The 19,902-nt window shown below is 64.0% G+C and carries 18 protein-coding genes; 4 read left to right on the forward strand and 14 right to left on the reverse strand.

Going from position 1 to position 19,902, the window contains the following annotated elements:
• Positions 1 to 199 precede the first annotated feature (199 nt).
• From E1956_RS35885 to E1956_RS35900, 4 genes are all read right to left on the reverse strand, one after another.
• Positions 200 to 925, reverse strand: a complete 726-nt coding sequence (locus E1956_RS35885) for a FadR/GntR family transcriptional regulator (protein WP_134758127.1) — start codon at positions 923 to 925, stop codon at positions 200 to 202.
• Positions 926 to 1,022: 97 nt separating this feature from the next.
• Positions 1,023 to 1,862 carry an ATP-binding cassette domain-containing protein gene (locus E1956_RS35890; RefSeq protein WP_134758128.1) on the reverse strand — a complete coding sequence of 280 codons (840 nt, stop codon included), beginning with the start codon at positions 1,860 to 1,862 and terminating at the stop codon, positions 1,023 to 1,025.
• Positions 1,862 to 2,872 carry an ABC transporter permease gene (locus tag E1956_RS35895; protein WP_134758129.1) on the reverse strand — a complete coding sequence of 337 codons (1,011 nt, stop codon included), beginning with the start codon at positions 2,870 to 2,872 and terminating at the stop codon, positions 1,862 to 1,864. Before E1956_RS35895 ends, E1956_RS35890 begins: the two co-directional genes overlap by 1 nt.
• Positions 2,872 to 3,984 (reverse strand): sugar ABC transporter substrate-binding protein, encoded by a 1,113-nt coding sequence (locus E1956_RS35900; protein ID WP_134758130.1) that lies wholly within the window; start codon positions 3,982 to 3,984, stop codon positions 2,872 to 2,874. The genes E1956_RS35895 and E1956_RS35900 overlap by 1 nt, the downstream gene beginning before the upstream one ends.
• Positions 3,985 to 4,040: 56 nt before the next feature.
• On the opposite strand from E1956_RS35900, the gene E1956_RS47445 reads away from it, so the two are divergent.
• Complete coding sequence (locus E1956_RS47445) at positions 4,041 to 4,163, forward strand: hypothetical protein (RefSeq protein ID WP_256377824.1); 123 nt, start codon at positions 4,041 to 4,043, stop codon at positions 4,161 to 4,163.
• A 98-nt stretch (positions 4,164 to 4,261) separates the two neighbouring features.
• Here the strand turns inward: E1956_RS47445 and yjfF are convergent, their stop codons facing one another.
• The 4 genes from yjfF to E1956_RS35920 form a co-directional block, all read right to left on the reverse strand.
• Positions 4,262 to 5,347, reverse strand: coding sequence for a galactofuranose ABC transporter, permease protein YjfF (yjfF, locus tag E1956_RS35905; RefSeq protein WP_232072412.1), 1,086 nt, complete (start codon positions 5,345 to 5,347; stop codon positions 4,262 to 4,264).
• 81 nt (positions 5,348 to 5,428) lie between these two features.
• The gene (locus E1956_RS35910; RefSeq protein ID WP_134758132.1) at positions 5,429 to 6,487 is read right to left on the reverse strand and encodes an ABC transporter permease; all 1,059 of its coding nucleotides are present in this window, start codon (positions 6,485 to 6,487) and stop codon (positions 5,429 to 5,431) included.
• Complete coding sequence (locus E1956_RS35915) at positions 6,484 to 8,031, reverse strand: sugar ABC transporter ATP-binding protein (protein WP_134758133.1); 1,548 nt, start codon at positions 8,029 to 8,031, stop codon at positions 6,484 to 6,486. Before E1956_RS35915 ends, E1956_RS35910 begins: the two co-directional genes overlap by 4 nt.
• Positions 8,032 to 8,053: 22 nt before the next feature.
• Positions 8,054 to 9,004, reverse strand: a complete 951-nt coding sequence (locus tag E1956_RS35920; RefSeq protein WP_418789364.1) for an ABC transporter substrate-binding protein — start codon at positions 9,002 to 9,004, stop codon at positions 8,054 to 8,056.
• Between the two features lie 296 nt (positions 9,005 to 9,300).
• On the opposite strand from E1956_RS35920, the gene E1956_RS35925 reads away from it, so the two are divergent.
• Complete coding sequence (locus tag E1956_RS35925; RefSeq protein ID WP_134758135.1) at positions 9,301 to 11,043, forward strand: IlvD/Edd family dehydratase; 1,743 nt, start codon at positions 9,301 to 9,303, stop codon at positions 11,041 to 11,043.
• An 822-nt stretch (positions 11,044 to 11,865) separates the two neighbouring features.
• On the opposite strand, the gene fabV is transcribed toward E1956_RS35925, so the two are convergent.
• On the reverse strand, positions 11,866 to 13,062 hold the full coding sequence (fabV, locus tag E1956_RS35930) for an enoyl-ACP reductase FabV (RefSeq protein ID WP_134758136.1): 1,197 nt from the start codon (positions 13,060 to 13,062) through the stop codon (positions 11,866 to 11,868).
• 185 nt (positions 13,063 to 13,247) lie between these two features.
• The gene (locus tag E1956_RS35935; RefSeq protein WP_134758137.1) at positions 13,248 to 14,282 is read right to left on the reverse strand and encodes an NAD-dependent epimerase/dehydratase family protein; all 1,035 of its coding nucleotides are present in this window, start codon (positions 14,280 to 14,282) and stop codon (positions 13,248 to 13,250) included.
• Between the two features lie 122 nt (positions 14,283 to 14,404).
• Between E1956_RS35935 and E1956_RS35940 the strand changes: the two genes are divergently transcribed.
• Positions 14,405 to 15,322 (forward strand): LysR family transcriptional regulator, encoded by a 918-nt coding sequence (locus E1956_RS35940; RefSeq protein WP_134758138.1) that lies wholly within the window; start codon positions 14,405 to 14,407, stop codon positions 15,320 to 15,322.
• A gap of 28 nt (positions 15,323 to 15,350) precedes the next feature.
• Here E1956_RS35940 and E1956_RS35945 read toward each other — a convergent pair whose 3' ends face one another.
• From E1956_RS35945 to E1956_RS35955, 3 genes are all read right to left on the reverse strand, one after another.
• Positions 15,351 to 15,677 carry a DoxX family protein gene (locus E1956_RS35945; protein WP_134758139.1) on the reverse strand — a complete coding sequence of 109 codons (327 nt, stop codon included), beginning with the start codon at positions 15,675 to 15,677 and terminating at the stop codon, positions 15,351 to 15,353.
• A 127-nt stretch (positions 15,678 to 15,804) separates the two neighbouring features.
• The gene (locus tag E1956_RS35950) at positions 15,805 to 16,425 is read right to left on the reverse strand and encodes an isochorismatase family protein (protein WP_134758140.1); all 621 of its coding nucleotides are present in this window, start codon (positions 16,423 to 16,425) and stop codon (positions 15,805 to 15,807) included.
• Positions 16,426 to 16,566: 141 nt separating this feature from the next.
• The gene (locus E1956_RS35955; RefSeq protein ID WP_134758141.1) at positions 16,567 to 17,322 is read right to left on the reverse strand and encodes an isochorismatase family protein; all 756 of its coding nucleotides are present in this window, start codon (positions 17,320 to 17,322) and stop codon (positions 16,567 to 16,569) included.
• 141 nt (positions 17,323 to 17,463) lie between these two features.
• Between E1956_RS35955 and E1956_RS35960 the strand changes: the two genes are divergently transcribed.
• Positions 17,464 to 18,378, forward strand: coding sequence for a LysR substrate-binding domain-containing protein (locus E1956_RS35960; RefSeq protein ID WP_335930038.1), 915 nt, complete (start codon positions 17,464 to 17,466; stop codon positions 18,376 to 18,378).
• A gap of 42 nt (positions 18,379 to 18,420) precedes the next feature.
• Here E1956_RS35960 and E1956_RS35965 read toward each other — a convergent pair whose 3' ends face one another.
• Positions 18,421 to 19,839, reverse strand: coding sequence for an amidohydrolase family protein (locus tag E1956_RS35965; RefSeq protein WP_167760232.1), 1,419 nt, complete (start codon positions 19,837 to 19,839; stop codon positions 18,421 to 18,423).
• Between the last annotated feature and the right edge of the window lie 63 nt (positions 19,840 to 19,902).

Consider the following 19,902-nt stretch of genomic DNA (forward strand, 5'->3'; position numbering starts at 1 on the left):
GGATGCCCCGGAGCCGCTCCGATTGGAAGGGCAGTGGGGGACGGCGTCACACTGGCGGTGTGAGCCGCTTTCTTTTGCCTACTTTTCTTTGCCGCGGCAAAGAAAAGTAGGTGCCGCCCCGCACAGGGGCAACGCCTGCGGCCCGCCGCGAATACAAGTTAAGGCCAACGCGCCAAAAAAAATCCACGATAGCACTCACTCAGGTCTCCAGCGCAGCGCCACCCAAGATGATATTGGCATCTGCCCGAGCATTATCGAGCTGCACGACACTCGCCTGCCTGGCCGCGAGTGCGTCGCGGTTCTCGATCGCCGTGAGTATCGCCTTATGCCTCGGCAACGAAAGCGCATGCGTATTAGGATGCCGGCTCGTGAGCTTGATCGACTCGGTCAGCGCAAGCGACAGCATGTTCCCGATATACGCAAGCATATCGTTATGAGTGGCTGCCATGACCGCGCGGTGAAACTCGAGATCGGGCTCGAGCAGATCGGCCGCCGTCTTGGCCTGCTCCATGCGTGCATAGGCAGCGGCAATCCGCACGCGGTCTTCATCGTTGGCGGAAATGGCGGCAAGCGCGGCCGCCGCAGGCTCGATGATCTGCCGCACCGTCATGAGCGAGCGGAAGAATTCGCCTTCGGGAATGCTGTTCACGGTCCAATACAGCACGTCGGGGTCCAGCATGTGCCACTCTTCGCGCTTGCGCACCACGCTGCCCACGCGCGGCTTGGACACCACGAGGCCCTTGGCCACCAGCACGCGCGTGGCCTCGCGCAGCACCGGGCGGCTCACGCCATAGGTCTCGCACAACGTGGGCTCGGCGGGCAGGCGCTGCCCCGGAGCGAGCTTGCCGCTCACGATCTGCATGCCGAGCTCCTGCACGATGCGTCCGTGCATGCTCTTGCGTTTCTCTAGATTGCGGTAATCCATGTTTGTCCCGCCGGAGCGCCCGGTGTGGGCAGCACGCTCCGACTCCCCCTGTTGTGTAGGCCCGGTGCGCTCAATAGGATCAACGGACCCGGTGCGCTCAGTGTGTACTGTTGGCGCGCATGGCCCGGTATTCCCGCCGCACGATGTCCATGAGCTCCGCCACCGACGTGAGCGCACTTTTCTGTTCGTAGGTCACGCGGCCTCGCTGCATCAACATGATGCGATCCGCGATATCGAGCGTCTGCGCATAATTGTGCATGATCATGATAATGGATAGGCCGCCTTTTTCCTTCAACCGCATCACGAGGTCGATGATGAGCCCCGCCTCGCGCGCGCCCATGGCGGCGAGCGGCTCGTCCAGCAGCAGGATCTTCGCGTTCGAATGCACGGCGCGCGCCACGGCAATGGCCTGGCGCTGACCGCCCGAAAGGCGTTCGACAGGCAAGTCCACCGAAGGCACATGCACGCCGATGTCGTCGAGGCACTGCGCGGCGCGCTCGCGCATCTGCTTGTGGTCGAGCAGCCTGAACGGCCCGCGCCGCACGATCTCGCGGTTCAGGAACATGTTGTGGTAAATGCTCAGCGAATTCGCGAGCGCGAGATCCTGATAGACGCATTCGATGCCGAGCGAGCGCGCATGATCGACCGAGCGCAGCAGCGTCTCCTGACCGTCGATATGGAGCGTGCCGGCCGTCTGCTGATGAAAGCCCGTGAGAATCTTCACGAGCGTGGACTTGCCCGCGCCGTTGTCGCCGAGGATGCCCAGAATCTCGCCACGGCCGAGCGTGAGCGAGACGCCGTCGAGCGCCGTTACCGCGCCAAAGCGCTTCACGAGGCGCTCGCCGCGCACCGCGAGCGGCGCGTCCGGGGCGCTGGTGCCACCGGTAGCACCGGGGGCTGCGCCGGTTCCGGAAGAGGCGGCTTGAGACTCGTCCATCAGCGTCCTCCCTTGCGGCGAATGCGTCCGACGTGGATGTTGAAGATCATGGCGGCCAGAATCGCGGCGCCCAGGATGATGTTGAACGTGAACGCGTTGATGCCGATGAGCGTGAAGCCGTCGTTGAGGATGCCGAGCACCGCCGCGCCGATGAGTCCGCCCACGATGGTGCCCGAGCCGCCCGTGAGCGGCGTGCCGCCGATCACGGCGGCGGCCACGGCGAGGAACATGATCTGGTTGCCGCCGGCCTGCGGGTCGATGGAGGTGATGCGAAAGGCTTCGAGCATGCCGGTGAAGCCCGCGAGCACCGCGGCGAGGATGAAATTGCCAAGGCGCAGCCGGTTCACATGAATGCCGGCCTCGCTCGCGCCAAGCGGGTTCGCGCCCGCCGCCTGCGTGTGCAGGCCCCAGCGGGTGTGCCGCAAGAGCACGTGCATCGCGAACGCGATGGCCACGGTCCAGAGGATCTCGCTATACCCCCACGCGCCCATGAAGCCGGAGAACGTGGGCGAGCCCGGCGTGGCGGCGGGCGTGCCGCGCGAGACCGTGAGCGTGATACCGTTGATGAGAAAGAGCGTGCCGAGCGTGGTGACGAACGAGGGCAGCCGCAGCCATACGGTCACAGCGCCGTTCACGAAGCCGATGACCGCGGCGGCCACGAGCCCCGCCATCACGGCGAGCCACATGGGCGCGCCCGCATCGTTCGCGAACACCATCATGAACGGCGCGAACGCAAACACCATGCCCGCCGAAAGATCGATGTCGCCGCCGATCATCAGCATGATCTCGCCGAACGCGATGATCGCCACCGGCGCGATGAACTGCGAGAGGTTGACGAGGCTCGCGTTGGTGAGGAGGAAATCGTGGTTCGCGAATTCGAAATAGGCGGCCAGCAGCACGGCCACGAGCAGGATGCGCAGCTCGGGCGCCCATTGCGATGCGAATGAAACGCCCGCGCGCCGGGGCGCGCGGACCGCTTCGATCTTGCCTGATTCGTTCACTGTATCCATCACGACTTGATTGCGCCGTTCATCGGGACGATTTGCGGCTTGGTGGTCTTGCCTTCATAGCGCGTCGACGTGTTCAGATACGGATCGACGGTCGCCTTCGTCACGAATTTCAGGCCCGTGTTGATGTCGGCCGGACCGACGAGGCCGCCCGAGGCGAGAAACACGAATGCCTCCATCACCGTATAGAACCCCTGCACGTAGGGCTGCTGGTCGATGGTGAAGTCGAGGAAGCCTTCGTGGATCAGCTCGATCGTGGTCGGCAGCAAGTCGAAGCCGCCGCCGTGCACGCCTTTCGAAGGCAGGTTCGATTCCTTCATCACCTGCGCCACGCCCTGCGTGCTGCCCGCGTCCACGGCGAACATGCCCTTCAGGTCCTGGTGGCCCAGATAGAACGACTTGATCTTCGAAAGCTCCTCGTTGACGGTCGCGCCCGTGGCCACGGTCTGGATATCGATCTTCTTGCCGGACTTCTTGATGGCGTCGCTCGCGCCATCGAGACGCGGCTGGATATTGAGCTGCCCCGGCGTCGCGATGAAGAGCGCGACCATGCCGCTGTCGATGAGGCTCACGATGCGCTCGCCCATCTGGTAGCCCGAGAGATACAGGTCCTGGCCGATATAGGCGAGGCGCGGATTATGCTTGCCGCGCGGCGCGTCGGCGTTATAGGCGAACACCGGAATGCCGGCGTCGAGCGCGGCCTGGATGGGCTTGTCGAAGGCGCCTGGGTCGACGATCGGCACGGCGATGGCGTCGGCCTTAGCGGCAATCGCCGAATTCACGGCGCGCACCATTTCGCCCGCGTCCGAGGTGGCCGAGCCGGTCCACTGGTAGTCCATGCCGAGCAATGAGCAGGCATCCTGAATGCCGTATTGCGTGGGCACGAAGAACGGGTTCGTGGTGACGTGATTGACGAACACGATCTTCCATTTCTTGTGCGAGGGAAACGCCATTTCCGCCGCTTGCGCCTGCGAAATCAGGCCGCCCGCGCCGCCTCCGAGCGCACTCATGAGAGAGAGCGCCGCGCCTAGCCCGGCGCCCTGCATCAGCCCCCGCCGCGCGGCGTTCAATCCGTTGTTGTTGCCTGCCTTGTCGTCATCCCGTTGCTGTGCCATGTCTTCCTCCGGCTCTCTTCTTCGTTGGTCGATGTGGTCGACGTTGAGTCGATCGCGTGCAGATGCTGGACGGCACCGGGAGTGCGCCGGGCGGCGCAGCATGGGGCTATGGCGTGACGATGTGCAACCCCGATCCGGAAGCGCTCGATACGCGCCGTGCGGTACCGCAAAAATGGTAGTGCAGCGCGGTTGCGCCTCCTAATCCATGTATACCCCTAACTAGTCGGACTATTGGGCGCATGGGTAACAAAGCGCTTACGACGCTGCTTGCTGGGCTTCACGCCTCGCGTGGCGGCGCGGCGGTGAGCCTGGTTTGATCGAGCGGCGCTGTTGGTTGCACGCGCTCGCGGGGCGCATGCGCCGTGCCCTTGCCGCCGCCGGTGGACTTGCGGCGCGCGGCGTGGCGCTCGGTGGCGCGCTGCAGCAGACAGAACGCGCAGAGCAGGGCGCCGATCACGATGCGCGTCCACCATGAGCTGAGCGTGCCGTCGAAGGTGATGAGGGTCTGGATCGTGCCGAGGATGCCCACGCCGAACACCGAGCCGATCACGTAGCCCACGCCGCCCGTAAGCAGCGTGCCGCCGATCACGGTCGCGGCGATGGCGTCGAGTTCCATGCCCTGGGCCTGCAGGCCGTAGCCCGAGAGCACGTAGAGCGTGAATACCACGCCGCCGAGCGCGGAGCAGAAACCCGAGAGCGCGTAGACGGCAATCTTGGTGCGCGCGACGGGCAGGCCCATGAGCAGCGCCGAGCGCTCGTTGCCGCCGATCGCATAGACGTTGCGCCCGAAGCGCGTGAAATGCGCGATGACGATGCCCGCCGCGAGCATGGCGAGCGCGGTGAGCGAACCCGTGGTGAGCGAGCCGCTGCCCACGGGGATGCTGAACTCCGAGAGTGCGTGAAAGCCGGGGTCGCTGATCTGGATGGACTCGGTCGTGATGAGAAAGCAGGTGCCGCGCGCGAGGAACATGCCGGCCAGCGTGATGATGAAGGGCTGCAGCCGGAAGCAGTGGATGAGCGCGCCCATTGCCGCGCCGTAGAGGGCGCCGAACAGCAGCACGAGCGGCACGACCACGGCCACGGACCAGTGTAGTTTCTCGGTGCCCACGGCGCACAGGATGGTGGTGAGCGCGACCACGGCGCCAACGGAAAGATCGATGCCGCCCGAGATGATCACGAACGTCATGCCGATGGCCACGATCAGCAGGAACGCATTGTCGACGAGGAGTCCGAACAAAACCTGTAGCGAGAAGAAGCCGGTGTACATCACGGAGCCGAAGCCGAACAGCGCCACGAACAGCAGCACGGTGACGAAGATGGGCAGCACGCGCGGATCGACGAAGCGCGAGACGCCGCGCCGCAACGCGGCGAGCGTGCCTGCATGGGCTTGGGGGGCGTTGGCGGGCGGTGGGCGGTTCATGCTCGGTTGTCCCGAAGTCGTTATTCAGGCCCGCGCGCGCCGCGCGAACGCGATGCGCTTGAGTTGCTGGGCGGCGAACGCGCGCGCGGCGGGCGACTGGATCACGCACACGCACAGCACCACCACGGCCTTGACGACGAGCGTGGCCTCGGGCGGCACGCCGATCGAATAAGTGGTGTAGGTGAGCGTCTGGATGATGAGCGCGCCCAGCACCGTGCCCGCGAGGCTGAAGCGTCCGCCCGAGAGCGCGGTGCCGCCTAGTGTCACGGCGAGGATCGCATCGAGTTCGAGCAGGAGGCCCGCGTTGTTGCCATCGGCGCTGCGCACGTTCGAGCTGATGAGGATGCCGGCAATGGCCGCCGTCACGCCGCAAAACGCATAGGTGCCAAACACGACGGCCTGCGAAGAAAGCCCCGCGAGCCGCGCGGCTACGGGATTCACGCCAATCGAGCGGATGAAGAGCCCGAGCGCCGTGCGGTTCACGATGAGCACGGTGAGCACGGTCACGGCGATGGCGATCCACACGGCGCAGGGCACCAGCGCGAAGTAGCCGCCGCCCGCGTACAAATAGCCTTTCGCGCCGATCGGGATGATCTGGCCGCCCGTGAGCAATTGTGCGACGCCGCGCCCGGCCACCATGAGGATCAGTGTCGCGATGATCGGCTGCATGCCGACGAAGGCCACCAACATCCCGTTCCACATGCCCGCGAGCAGGCCCACGGCGAGCGCCGCGCCGAACGCGGCGGCCACGCGCGAGGGGTCGTCGGCGAGCACGGTGGCCGCCGCCGCGCCGGCGATCGCGACCACGGCGCCCACCGAAATGTCGATGCCGCGCGTGGCGATCACGAGCGTCATGCCGAGCGAGACCACGACGAGCGGCGCGGCGCGCATGAGGATGTCGACGGGTGCGCCGAACAGATGCCCGCCCAGCAGCGTGATGGCGAGGAAGTTCGCGCGATGCGCGACGTCGACGGCAAACAAGGCCACGAGCGTGAGCGCGGGCCAGACGAGCGGATGCTTGAGCACGAGCGCGAGCCACGCGGGCAGACCGGACGGCAGCGCGGAAGGCGGGCGCACATTCATTTGCGATCTCCAGCGATGAGGCCGTAGACCTCGCGCTCCGAGCGCGCCTCACCGGATAACTCGGCCACCTTGCGCCGGTCGCGCAGCACGGCGATGCGGTCGCTCACGCGCACTACCTCGCTGATCTCCGAGGAGATGAAGAGAATGCCGAGGCCCTTCGCGCAGAGCGCGCGCACGCGGTCCATGATCTCGAACTTGGCGGCCACGTCGATGCCGCGCGTGGGTTCGTCGAGAATCAGGAGGCGCGGCTCGGTCGCCAGCCAGCGCGCGAGCAGCACCTTTTGCTGATTGCCTCCCGAGAGCAGGCCGATGGGCTGCTCCGCATCGCGCGCCTTGATGCCGAGCTGTGCGATATAGGCATTGGCCAGCTCGCGCTGCCGTGCGCGCCCGATCATGCGCCACCAGCCGCGCCGCGCTTGCAGCGCGAGCACGATGTTCTCGCGGATCGAGAGATCGGCGACGATGCCTTCCTTCTTGCGGTCCTCGGGGCAATACGCCATGCCGTGACGGACCGCGTCGCGCGGCGAGGCGAGCTTCACGGTCTTGCCGTGGATGCGCACGGCGCCCGCGTCGGCGCGCTCCGCACCGAACAGGAGGCGCGCGGTCTCCGTGCGTCCCGAGCCCAGCAGGCCCGCAAGGCCAAGAATCTGGCCAGGCCGCACTTCGAGATCGAGCGCATTGAGCACGCCGCGGCGCGCGATGCCCTCGGCGGCGAGATACGGCTCGCCGGTGCGCGCGGCGGCGTCCTGTGCGTGCGCCTCCGGCGTGCCGGGCTCGCGCGGTGGCGCGTCGCCGTGGGTGAGCCGCTCATCGGCATGGCTCACGCCCACCATCCTGGCGACCAGCGTCTGCACCGGCAAATCGGCGGCGAGATACTCGCCCTCGCGCTCGCCATTGCGCATCACGGTGATACGGTCGGAGATCGCGTAGGTCTGCTCAAGAAAATGCGTGACGAACAGAATCGCGATGCCCGACGCCTTCAGCTTGCGCAGCACGCCGAAGAGGCGCGCGACCTCGCCTTCGTCGAGGCTCGACGTCGGTTCGTCGAGAATCAGAATGCGCGCATCGACGGAAACGGCGCGCGCGATCGCCACCATCTGCTGCATGGCGATAGGGTAGGTGTCGAGCGACTGCGTGACGTCGAGCGAGAGATTGAGCCCGGCGAGCGCCTCCGCCGCGCGCCGGTGGATCGTCTTCCAGTCGATCAGGCCGCGCTTGCGCGGCTGGCGGCCTGCGAAAATATTCTCCGCCACCGAGAGGTTCGGGCAGAGATTGACTTCCTGATAGAGCGTCTGGATGCCCGCGGCCTCGGCTTCCTGCGGCGTCGCGAAGCGCACCGGCTGGCCGGCGAGGCGGATCTCGCCGGCCTCGGGCTCGTGCACGCCGGTGAGCACGTTGATGAGCGTGGACTTGCCCGCGCCGTTCTGGCCCATCAGCGTGTGGATCTCGCCGGGGAAGAGGCGGAAATCGACGCCGTCGAGCGCGCGCACGCCAGGAAACGTGCGCGTGAGGCCGACGGTTTCAAGCAACGGCGTGGGGCTCATGCGTGCTGGCGCCTGCTTGCGGTTAGTACTTGCGCGACGGCAGCACCTGCGCCGCCACATTCTCCGGGAACACCGTTTCGTTCGTGACGATGCGCTTGGGCAAGGGCTTGCCCGCCACCACGTCCTTCACGGCGCTCATGAGTTGCGGCCCGAGCAGCGGGCTGCATTCCACATCCACGTTCATCTTGCCGGCGATCATCGCCTGGAAGCCGCCCTTGGTGGCGTCGAACGAGACCACGCTCACATCGGTGCCCGGCTTCATGCCCGCTTCCTCCATGGCCTGGATCGCGCCGAGCGCCATGTCGTCGTTATGCGCGTAGACCACGTTGATCTTGTTGCCATACGTCTTGGCAAACGCCTCCATCACCTGCTTGCCGCCCGCGAGTGTGAAGTCGCCGCTTTGCGAAGCGATGATCTTGAACTTCGGATCGTTCTTGATCACCTCGATGAGGCCCGCGTGACGGTCGTTCGCGGGCGCGGAGCCCACCGTGCCCTGCAATTCGACGATATTGATGGGGCCCGGATTGTTCTTGTAATGGTCCTCGAGCCACTTGCCGGCGCGGCGGCCTTCCTCCATGAAGTCCGAGCCGATCATCGTCACATAGAGCGACTGGTCCTTCACGTCGATGTTGCGGTCGGTGAGGATCACGGGAATCTTCGCGCGCTTCGCTTCCTGGAGCACCGGCTCCCAGCCCGACTCCACGACGGGCGAGAACGCGATCACGTCGACCTTTTGCGCGATGTACGAGCGGATCGCCTTGATCTGGTTTTCCTGCTTCTGCTGGGCGTCCGAGAATTTCAGGTTGATGCCGGCGTCTTTCGCGGCGGCCTTGATCGAAACGGTGTTGGCGGTGCGCCAGGCGCTTTCCGCGCCCACCTGGGCGAAGCCCAGCGTGATTTGCTTGTCCTCGGCGTGCGCGACGCCCGCCGCAAACGAAAAAGCCGCGGCAGCGGCAATCAAGCCGCTTGCCATGCGAGTAGCCAGTTTCATGCGAGTCTCCGATGTCGCTTAGTAGTTCTTCGTTTAATTCATGACGCTTGCGCCCGCGTCCCTCCGGTCCGGACAGGCCGGACCGTGACGCGAGTCGGTCGCGCCATCCCAGGCCAGCGTTTATCCGCTATGGTTAAATCCGCCGGCCACTCACCTTGCAAGCTTGAATAGCCAAACTATATGCAACGGTATGGGCCGTTTTTATTAGCGTTTTCCCGATCATCGACGCTAATATAGTCATGTTATTTATGGGTTTTTCTCACTAAGTGGGCAACGCCATGAACACTCGCAAAACCAGCCTCCGCTCGGCCGCGTGGTTCGGCACCACGGACAAGAACGGCTTCATGTACCGGAGCTGGATGAAGAACCAGGGGATCCCCGAGCACGAGTTCGCGGGCAAGCCGATCATCGGCATCTGCAACACCTGGTCGGAGCTCACGCCCTGCAACGCGCACTTTCGCAAGCTGGCCGAGCACGTGAAGCGCGGTGTGTACGAGGCGGGCGGTTTTCCCGTCGAATTCCCGGTGTTCTCCAACGGCGAATCGAACCTGCGTCCCACGGCGATGTTCACGCGCAACCTTGCGTCGATGGACGTGGAGGAGGCCATCCGCGGCAACCCCGTGGACGCTGTCGTGCTGCTGTGCGGCTGCGACAAGACCACACCGGCGTTGCTGATGGGCGCGGCGAGCTGCGACGTGCCCGCGATCGTCGTGAGCGGCGGGCCGATGCTCAACGGCAAGCACGCGGGGCGCGACATCGGCTCGGGCACGGTGGTATGGCAATTGAGCGAGCAGGTGAAGGCAGGCAAGATCTCGATGCACGAGTTCATGTCGGCGGAGGCGGGCATGTCGCGCTCGGCGGGCACCTGCAACACCATGGGCACGGCTTCGACGATGGCGTGCATGGCCGAAGCGCTGGGCGTGACGCTGCCGCACAACGCCGCGATTCCCGCCGTGGACGCGCGCCGCTACGTGATCGCGCATTTATCAGGAATGCGAATTGTCGAGATGGCGCTCGAAGACCTCAAGCTCTCGAAGCTGCTCACGCGCGAGGCGTTCGAGAACGCCATCCGCACGAACGCCGCGATTGGCGGGTCGACCAATGCGGCGATCCACCTGAAGGCGATTGCGGGGCGCATTGGCGTGAAGCTGGAGCTCGACGACTGGACGCGCATAGGCCGCAACACGCCGACCATCGTCGATTTGCAGCCCTCGGGCCGTTACCTGATGGAGGAGTTTTATTACGCGGGCGGCCTGCCGGCGGTGCTGAGGCAACTGGGCGAAGCGAAGCTGCTGCCGCATCCCGACGCGCTCACTGCAAACGGGCACACGATCTGGGAGAACGTGCGTGAAGCGCCGAACTACAACGACGAAGTGATCCGTCCGCTCGGCAATCCGCTCGTGCACGATGGCGGCTTGTGCGTGCTACGCGGCAACCTTGCGCCGAACGGCGCGGTGCTCAAGCCTTCGGCGGCCTCGCCTAAGCTGCTCAAGCATCGCGGCCCCGCTGTGGTGTTCGAGGACTTCGACGACTACAAGGCGCGCATTGGCGACCCGGCGCTTGATGTCACGGCCGACTCGGTGCTCGTGATGAAGAACTGCGGGCCGAAGGGTTATCCTGGGATGGCCGAGGTGGGCAATATGGGCCTGCCGCCGAAGCTGCTCGCGCAGGGCGTGACGGACATGGTGCGCGTTTCGGATGCGCGCATGAGCGGGACGGCTTACGGCACGGTGGTGCTGCACGTGGCGCCCGAGGCGCGCGCGGGCGGGCCGCTTGCGATCGTGCGCAACGGCGACTGGATCGAGCTCGATTGCGATAAGGGTACGCTGCGCGTGGATATTAGCGATGCGGAGATTGGTGTGCGGCTCGATGCTTGGGCTGCTTCGAGCAAGGCTGTGCCGGCTGATGCGAGCGGCTATCGCAAGCTCTATGTCGAGCATGTGTTGCAAGCCGATGAAGGGTGCGATTTCGATTTTCTGGTCGGCTGCCGGGGAGCCGAGGTGCCCAGGCATTCGCATTGATAGTGCGGGGGCGCGATTCTGGCTCGTTGGCCTTAACTTGTATTCGCGGCGGGCCGCAAGCGTCGCCCCTGTGCGGGGCGGCACCTACTTTTCTTTGCCGCGGCAAAGAAAAGTAGGCAAAAGAAAGCCGCTCAAACCGCCAGTGTGACGCAGTCCCCCACTGCCCTGTATATCGGAGCGGCTCCGGAGCGTTTGCCATCACGCGACGTATAGCGGAGTGACTAAGGGCTCATTCATCCGGCGGCGCTGCGCGCGCCGTTGGGCATAACCAAAACCAGTGGGATGCACGCGTATTCGTAGGACTCCAACGTATTCAATCGGCGGATCGCCCATGCATTCGCAAGCCATCACGCCTGTGCATTCACTAGTCAGCACCCCAATGCATTTACCGGGAGAACCCCAGCGCATTTACCGATCAGCACTCCCGCGCATTTACCGGTCCGCACCTCCGCGCACTTACCGGACGGCACCCTCAGTGCATTCGCCGGCAAGCCCGCCCGGTTTTTCTTGCATACCCTTCCGCCCGCGCGTAGCGCGCGGCGGGAAGAATGAGTCCTTTGTCACTAAGGCGGAGTGTGCGAGGCGACGGATGCCCCGGAGCCGCTCCGATTGGAAGGGCAGTGGGGGCCTGCGTCACACTAGCGGTGTGAGCCGCTTTCTTTTGCCTACTTTTCTTTGCGGCTGCAAAGAAAAGTAGGTGCCGCCCCGCACAGGGGCAACGCCCGCGGCCCGCCGCGAAAACAAGTTAAGGCCAACGTAGCCAACGCGCCGACCTAACTAGTTGCCATACCAACCAAAATCAGGCGCCTCGAGCGCCAAAATTCAAATCTCCACAATACCCGGAATCGCAACATTCGGATTAACATCGGCGCCATAGTCGACACCTTCGACCCCGAACCCAAAAAGACGCAGAAACTCTGCCTTATACCCCACGAAATCCGTAGTGGCATAAAGATTCTCTTCAGTGACCTGATCCCAGGCCGCCTTCACACGCGCCTGAATCTCCGGCGCAAGCTCCTTATAATCGGCGCGCAGACGCCCTTCCTCATCGAGCACCGGCGCTGCGCCGTAGAGCGAATCACGATAGAGCCCATAAACCTGCTCGATACAGCCCTCATGCGTGCCGTTTTCCTTCATCGCCTTGAAAAGCAGTGCAAGATACAGCGGCATGATGGGAATAGCCGAACTAGCCTGCGTGACCACGGCCTTGAGCACCGCCACACGCGCATCGCCACCACGCTCCGCGAGCTTCGCGCGTATACCCAACACCTTCTGATCAAGATCCTTCTTGGCCGCGCCAATAGAACCGTTCCAGTAGATATCGTGCGTAATTTCCGCGCCAAGATAAGTGAACGCCGTCGTCTTCGCGCCATCGGCCAGCACGCCTGCTTCGAGCAGCGCATCAACCCACATCTGCCAGTCTTCACCGCCCATCACGGCCACCGTGCCGTCAATCTCGCTCTGCGTTGCCGCTTCGAGCACCGTTTCCTTGATGGTTTCCTTGTCGGTGTCGATGCCGCGCATGCGCAGCGTCTTGCCCACGGGCTTGAGCGTGGACGTGTGCACCTCGCCCGTTACCGGATGCGTCCGGCGCGGCGCAGCAAGGCTGTAGACCACGAGGTCGACCTGGCCCAGATCGCGCTTGATGGTGTCGATCGTCTCGCGCTTCACGGCGTCAGAGAACGCGTCGCCATTGATGGTCTTCGCGTAGAGCCCCTTTTGCGCTGCGAACTTCTCGAACGCGGCGGTGTTGTACCAGCCCGCGGTGGCGGGGCGGGTGTCGGTGCCGGCGCGCTCGAAAGCAACGCCCAGCGTGTCCGCGCCCGAGCCGAACGCCGCCGAAATGCGCGCGGCAAGGCCGTAGCCCGTGGACGCGCCCAGCACCAGCACGCGCTTCGGGCCATTGGCAATCGCGCCTTGCGCGTTGACGTATTCGATTTGCTGCGCAACGTTGGCTTCACATCCCACGGGATGGGCCGTCACGCAAATGAAGCCGCGGACGCGCGGTTCGATAATCATCAGACTTCTCCGTATTTCGCAGATGCATGCAGGAACGGGCCGCATTTTAGCGCGAGCCAATAATCCAGGCCATGCCGCCCGGTTTTGCCCGGTCGGCTCAAGGGGCGTATGCCTGCTTGCAGTATGGGTATGGAGCGTCGCGAATGGGTGATCCACGCGGCGCGCGGCCGCTTGTTTCGCGAGCGTCATTGCGCGGCGGCCAGTCCATGCGGGGTCTCGCCAAGGCAGCCGAGACCGGCCAGCGTCGCCTCGAGGGCCGTATCGAGCGGCGTATGCGGCTCGCGGCCGAGCGTCGCCACGAGCCTCGCGTTGTCGAGCTGGAGCGCCTCGCGCCACAGATAGCGCATCTCCAGCATCTCGCGCGGCGTCGTGGCGAACGGCGCCAACGCGTAGATCAGCGGCCACGGGAACGGCTTGCGTTGCGCGTGCAGGCCATGGCGCTGCGCCACGCGGCAGATGGCGGCGGCCATTTGCGTGCCGTCCGCGTCCCAATGGCCAGTCATATGAAAGCGCGCGAAGGGCGCAAGCGTGGCGCGCATCTCGATCAGCTCGCGTATCGCGCGGGCGACGTCGGGCACATAAGCCCACGTGTGGCCCACCCCGCGCTGGCCCGGTTCGCGTACCGTACGCACCGGCTGTCCGGCCTTCACGAGGCCCTGCGCGAGCCAGCTATTGCCCACGCGCGGGCCGAAGAAGTCGCCAGCGCGCACGATGATCGAACGCACCCCACGGGCCGAGGCGGTTTCCAGACGCTGCTCCAGCGCCACGCGGATCGCGCCCTTGCGCGTGCGCGGCCGCTGCGGCGCATCCTCGCCGACGAGCGGCAGCGTCTCCGGACCGAAGTTGTAGACGGTGCCCGGCAGCACCACGGTCGCGCCCACGGCCTGGGCCGCGGCGACCGTGTTGTCGATCATCGGCAGCACGAGATCGGCCCAGCGTCGGTAGCCCGGCGGGTTGACCGCATGCAGGATCACGTCGCAGCCCTCGGCGGCGCGCAGCACGGCCTCGCGGTCCATGGCGTCGCCCCGCAGCCGTTCGATGGCGCGCTCCGCGCTCGCGGTGGCCGTCGCGTCTGTTGCCGCCGCCGCGCCAACCCCGCGCTGCAGCGCGCGAACGCGCCAGCCAGCGCCTGCCAACTGCCGTGCAACCTCACCGCCTATGCCGCCGCCCACGCCCAGCACGAGCGCCGTGCGGCCCGTTTCGAGAGTTCTCGTCGCCATGTCCATTCTCCGCTTCAAAGGTGTCGATGGCGTCATTCTGCGCGTCTCGCGGAGCATAAAAAATTGGCGAAAAGCGCGTACCGGCTATACATTTATGTATGGCATCAAATCTGAACGGGATCATGAGCGAAACCGAGCCGAACTGGGAGTGGTACCGGAGTTTTCTGCAAGTGCTGGAAACGGGTTCGTTATCGGCAGCCGGGCGCGCGCTGGGCCTCACGCAGCCCACCGTCGGCCGCCACATCGAAAGTCTCGAAGCGGCGCTGGGACTCAAGCTGTTTACGCGCTCGTTCGACGGGTTTTCGCCAACCGATGCGGCCAACGAGCTGAGGCCCTATGCCGTCGGTCTTGCTGCGACAACGGCCGCATTGCGCCGGGTGGCGAGCGGTCACGGAACCGGGGTCCGCGGCACGGTGCGGGTGACGGCGAGCGAGGTGATCGGCGTCGAGGTTCTGCCGCCGATACTGGCCGCACTGCGCAACGAGCAGCCGGAGCTGAGCATTGAACTTGTTCTGTCGAACAAGGTGGAGGACCTTCTGCTTCGTGAGGCGGACATTGCGGTACGCATGTTCCGGCCCGTCCAGGAGGCGCTGGTTGCGCAGCGCGTCGGCGCGATCGAAGTCGGTCTGCACGCCCATGAACGGTATCTGGCGCAACAGGGTGTGCCGAAGTCGATGAGCGAGTTGTCTCGCCACACGATCATTGGATTCGATAAGGAGACCGCATTTATTCGTTCGGTCCAGGGGAAAGTCAAAGATTTTTCGCGGAGCCGCTTTGCATTTCGAGCCGATAGCGACCTGGCTCAGTTGGGCGCGATTCGCGCTGGATTTGGTGTTGGTGCGTGCCAGGCGCCGCTGGCGGCAAAAGATCCGAGGCTGGTCCGGATTCTCGCGAGTGAGTTTTCATTCACGATGGACACTTGGGTCGCCATGCATGAAGATTTGCGCGGGAGCGCTCGCTGCGCCGTGACGTTTGCGGCGCTGGCTTCGGGACTCAAAGCTTATATAGAGGGCGGCGTCAGTCAGGAAACCGAAAGTTAGCGCCTCGCAAGCATTGAAGCTGAGCCAGTCAGCCCAACGGAAAAGTTTGGCTCAGAGTGACAATCAAAAGCAGGAGCAATACGAGCGGATACTGCATCTTCATCCATTCTCTCGAGCGGGAGAATGAAGCCAGCACGCCCAAAATAACCACAAGCAGAATGGAAGCGCCGGCGATTCGCGTCGTTGCGAAGAGGAGGGCAAGCGACCCGATCAACTCGATGATCGCGATGGCGACTCTGAACCCGTTCGGGTAGCCCCATTTTGCAAATTCGGCGCGGATGAATGAAGGTCCGGCCAGATTCACGATTCCCGCGGAAAAGAAAGCACAGACGATAATCAGATTGACGTATTTCATGTTTCAAAACGAGCGCATGCCGGCATTGGGCGCCGAATACGAGCGATAAAGGAAGCCGGCGAGCGCATTGCACAAAAAGCTCGCCGGTGTAATGCCAGTGTCCATCGGCTGCCAGGTGGACTGGGGCTTACGATTGCCAGTATTGCTTCAGACCAAACACCATATTGCTGAACGGGATACCGAGGCCTTCGTACACGGCTTGCGCCTCGGGCGCCGCATTCTCGGCAAGCAGTTCGACGGCAACGGTCGAATAGCCTACCGGGATCACGCCGGCCTGCACCATACGGGCGACGCCAAGGTCCACCTGAGTTTGCGAGAACCCTCCCGAGGCGTCGATGACCGCGTACGACGTATAGCCATCTCGCAGCGCCGCAATGGCGGGAAAAGCCAGGCAGACGTCAGTTGAGATGCCGGTCACGATGAGGTGTTTTCGGCCCGTCGCGTGTATGGCCTCGACGACCCGTGGGTCGTCCCAGGCATTGACGGTCGTTCGTTCGATGACTTTGTGCGTTGGCAGCACAGCAGCCAGTTCAGGGATCATGGGCCCCCACATGCCTTCCGTAGTGGTGGTCACCACGACAGGAATGCCGAGCGCGAGCGCCGCCTTGGTGAGGCCGGTCACGTTGTGCTTCAGTTCAAGCGTGGCGATGTCTCGCACCCCGGTGTAGAGGCCTTCTTGATGGTCTACATGAAACAAAACTGCGTTGTGCCTGGTGAGCCTTTCCTCGGAGGAGAGCGGTCTGGTCATTTCACACTCCGTCAGTTGTCGGGAAATCTATTCTGACACTACGGCTTGGACTCGACGGTGTTTTTGTCGTCTGGCGTGCTGGATTCAGACTCCCGGCTCATGGACAAACGATGCGGACACATCCGTGCATGACGACCACGTTTAGCCTTTGGAAAAGGCCTGCTTCAGATCGAAGACGAGACCCGCGAACGGGATTCCCAGTGCGGCGTAGACGGCTTGTGCTTCGGGCGCCGCATTGTCGGCAAGCATCTCGACGGCCACATTCGAATAGCCAACCGGTATCACGCCCGCTTGCTGCATGCGCAGCACGCCCATATCGACTTGCGTCTGGCTGAAGCCACCCGATGCGTCGATGACGGCGTAACTCGCATAACCGTCGGCGACTGCCGAGATCGCCGGGAACGCGAGACAGACGTCCGTGGAGATGCCGGTGATGATGAGCTTCTTGCGGCCGGTCGCTTTGATCGCTTCGACCACACGGCGGTCGTCCCAGGCATTCACGGTGGTCCGTTCAATATGCCGGATGCCCGGCAGCGCCGCGGCCAGCTCGGGGATCAGCGGCCCCCACATCTTTTCCGTCGTGGTGGTGACGATCACCGGCACTTTCAGCGCGAGGGCCGCCTTCGCGAGCCCGACGACATTGTGCTTGAGCTGCAGGGTTTCGATGTCGCGCACGCCAGTGTAGAGGCCCACCTGATGATCGACGAGAAGCAGGACTGCGTTATCGCGGGTCAGGCGTTCGAGGACGTGAGATGAGGTCGAGTTCATGATCTTGTTTCCGCTGGAAGGTTGGGTTGCGGCTGCGGCTTGCGTTGCGCCGAAGAGGCTCGTGCCCGCGGCGAGCACGGTGGCTGCGACAGCGGCGTTCGACTGATTCAGGAATTGGCGTCGATCCATGATGGGCTCCGTGCCCGTCCACGTGGTCGGTCGATCAACGTCTCGGGCTTGAATGGACTATAGCCATGGGACAAACCCCGAACAATCCAGGAAAAATGGACTTATCATCCCATCCATGAGACTTTGTGCCTAAAAGGGGGGATGATGCTCGATCTGAACGATGTCTACTACTTTGTGCAAGTGGTCGAACACAAAGGCATCACCGCGGCGGCCCATGCGCTCGATGTGCCCAAGTCGAGTTTGAGCCGTCGCATCCTCGCACTCGAGGCCACGCTCGATGCGAGGCTGATCCAGCGGACTTCGCGGCGCTTCGTCGTGACGGACGTCGGCGAGGCGTTTTACAAGCACGCGGTCGCCATGCTGGTGGAAGCCGAAGCCGCCGAGAGCGTCGTGCGTCAACGCACGGCGGAACCGAGCGGAACCATACGCATGACGTGCTCGGTCGCGTTCGCGCAATTGGCGCTGGCGGAGTTGATCCCGAAGTTCATGGCCGGGTATCCGCGTGTGCGTATCGTTCAGCACGCCACCAACCGGCACGTCGATCCGCTTCAGGAGGGTTTCGACTTGTGTCTTCGCGCGCATTCCACGCCGCTGCCCGATTCCACGCTGGTCCAGCGCTATTTGGCGACGACGCCCTGGCACCTCTTTGCCGGACCGGCGTATTTGAAGCGCAAGGGCGTGCCCAGGTCGCCCGCCGATCTCGCGGAGCACGACGGCGTCGCGCTCGGCGGTGGCCACGACACGCACGCGTGGCGACTGCTCGAATCGCCGGATGCCGGGCGGGCCGAAGTGATTCCCTTCGAGCCGAAGCTGCTGAGCGACGACATGGCCACGCTGAAAGTCGCGGCGTGCCAGAGCGTCGGCATTGTGGCGTTGCCGGGATACGTGGGGCAGGCCGAGGTGAAGACGGGGCAGCTCGTGCGTGTACTGCCTCGATGGACAGCGGGCGTGGCGACTATCAGCCTGCTCATGCCCTCGAGGAGGGGCCTGCTTCCCTCCGTGCGGGCGTTCGTCGACTTTCTGGTGGAGCGCGTTCCCATTGCTGTGCAGTGCTGAGGAAGACGCGCTGGCAGGCGGGTTCAGATCATGTCGGAGCCTTCAATACGCGAGACGTTTCCATTGCGGATCGAGTCTCGATGAAAGCCCCGCTTTGCGAACGATCTCGGGGGCGAGGCGCTCCACGCTGTCCAGAATGCCGCGACTATCGGTGCAACGCGTGAACGCCCCTTCGCGCCAGGCGATCTCGCCATTGACCATGACGTACTTCGCATCGGTGCCTTTGCCGGCGCCGATAAACGCGGAAAGGGGACGCTGCAAGGAGCCGACGTGCGGTTTGCGCATATCGAAGACGGCGATGTCGGCGAGCTTGCCTGCCTCGAGCGATCCCAGTTGATCGGCCACGCCCAGCACTTGCGCACCGTTGATCGTGGCCATTTCCAGGCTGCGCTCGAAAGACATCCGGGTTGGATCCAGATGACGCTGGTGCTGGAAGAGCACACAGGCCTTCACCTGCTCGAGCATGTCGTTCGTGTAGTCGACCATGGCGCCGTCGGTTCCGAGGGCGGTCGGCACGCCCGCGCGCAGCGCGTTCGCGGCCGGGGCGATGCCGCCGCCGCGAATCGCTTCACTGGTTGGCGTATAGACCAGCCCGGCGCCAACATGGGCCATCTGTTCGAGATCGAGCTCTGTGCAATGGATGCCGTGGATCAGCATCCATTGTTGATCGAGCACGCCGAGCTGCATCAGGTAGCGCACGTCGGTTCGGCCGGTTTCGCGCAGGTGCTTGAGAAAGCCCTGTTCCGTCGAGAACGTGCCTGCCGCGATGTGGCTGCTGATCTTCACGCCAAGCTTGCGCGCCAGCTCCGTGCCGCGCACGATCAGCTCTTCGGTGCTCATGCCGGACGACGTCCAATGGGCATTCGCCTCGATAACGAGGCCCATGCGCACCAGGCCGTCGTGCTTGCCATCCCAGTAGAGAATTTCTTCCTCGGCGGCTGCGAGCGATTCGTCCAGGGAAAGCGGGTGCTCGACAAAGCGGTCGTTTCTGCAGCGCAGCTCCTTGCCGAAGAACTGGCGGATGCCGATTTCCGCCTGGGGTTCGACGATGGCCCGCACCGTATTCGAGTCCGTTACGGTGACCGAATGATTGAACGAGGTCGTCGTGCCGGTGGCCAGCATTTCGAGTCCGCATTGATAGCTGCCCAGCCGCATTGCTTCGTCGGAAAGATTGGCGACGATCGGAAAGACAATGTCGGTAATCCAGTCTTCCAGCAGCAAGCCGTCGGCGATGCCTTTGAACATCGAGTACCACGTATGCTGATGAAGATTGATGAGCCCGGGAATCACGAGGCAACCGCTTGCGTCGATGATCTCGTCGAATCCGTCGGTCGGGGTATCTTCATGGGCATAGACCCCCGAGATATGCTTGCCCGTAACAGCCACCGCGCCACGCTCGAAAATTTCGCGCTCCCGATTGACCGTTACCACGTAACCGTTCTTGATAAGAACTTTCTTCATTGTCTCTCTTCCATCGTCACTTGATCGTCTGGGGGCCCCACCGCGCGAGCGGAGCCACGCGTG

This window comes from Paraburkholderia pallida (assembly GCF_004524855.1).
Lineage (GTDB): Bacteria > Pseudomonadota > Gammaproteobacteria > Burkholderiales > Burkholderiaceae > Paraburkholderia > Paraburkholderia oxyphila.

Excerpts from the sequence above, each read along its gene's own strand:
- E1956_RS35885 (WP_134758127.1), bottom strand. The coding sequence starts at position 925 with ATGGATTACCGCAATCTAGAGAAACGCAAGAGCATGCACGGACGCATC.
- E1956_RS35890 (WP_134758128.1), bottom strand. The coding sequence starts at position 1,862 with ATGGACGAGTCTCAAGCCGCCTCTTCCGGAACCGGCGCAGCCCCCGGT.
- E1956_RS35895 (WP_134758129.1), bottom strand. The coding sequence starts at position 2,872 with ATGGATACAGTGAACGAATCAGGCAAGATCGAAGCGGTCCGCGCGCCC.
- E1956_RS35900 (WP_134758130.1), bottom strand. The coding sequence starts at position 3,984 with ATGGCACAGCAACGGGATGACGACAAGGCAGGCAACAACAACGGATTG.
- E1956_RS35910 (WP_134758132.1), bottom strand. The coding sequence starts at position 6,487 with ATGAATGTGCGCCCGCCTTCCGCGCTGCCGTCCGGTCTGCCCGCGTGG.
- E1956_RS35915 (WP_134758133.1), bottom strand. The coding sequence starts at position 8,031 with ATGAGCCCCACGCCGTTGCTTGAAACCGTCGGCCTCACGCGCACGTTT.
- E1956_RS35920 (WP_418789364.1), bottom strand. The coding sequence starts at position 9,004 with ATGGCAAGCGGCTTGATTGCCGCTGCCGCGGCTTTTTCGTTTGCGGCG.
- E1956_RS35925 (WP_134758135.1), top strand. The coding sequence starts at position 9,301 with ATGAACACTCGCAAAACCAGCCTCCGCTCGGCCGCGTGGTTCGGCACC.
- fabV (WP_134758136.1), bottom strand. The coding sequence starts at position 13,062 with ATGATTATCGAACCGCGCGTCCGCGGCTTCATTTGCGTGACGGCCCAT.
- E1956_RS35935 (WP_134758137.1), bottom strand. The coding sequence starts at position 14,282 with ATGGCGACGAGAACTCTCGAAACGGGCCGCACGGCGCTCGTGCTGGGC.
- E1956_RS35940 (WP_134758138.1), top strand. The coding sequence starts at position 14,405 with ATGAGCGAAACCGAGCCGAACTGGGAGTGGTACCGGAGTTTTCTGCAA.
- E1956_RS35945 (WP_134758139.1), bottom strand. The coding sequence starts at position 15,677 with ATGAAATACGTCAATCTGATTATCGTCTGTGCTTTCTTTTCCGCGGGA.
- E1956_RS35950 (WP_134758140.1), bottom strand. The coding sequence starts at position 16,425 with ATGACCAGACCGCTCTCCTCCGAGGAAAGGCTCACCAGGCACAACGCA.
- E1956_RS35955 (WP_134758141.1), bottom strand. The coding sequence starts at position 17,322 with ATGGATCGACGCCAATTCCTGAATCAGTCGAACGCCGCTGTCGCAGCC.
- E1956_RS35960 (WP_335930038.1), top strand. The coding sequence starts at position 17,464 with ATGATGCTCGATCTGAACGATGTCTACTACTTTGTGCAAGTGGTCGAA.
- E1956_RS35965 (WP_167760232.1), bottom strand. The coding sequence starts at position 19,839 with ATGAAGAAAGTTCTTATCAAGAACGGTTACGTGGTAACGGTCAATCGG.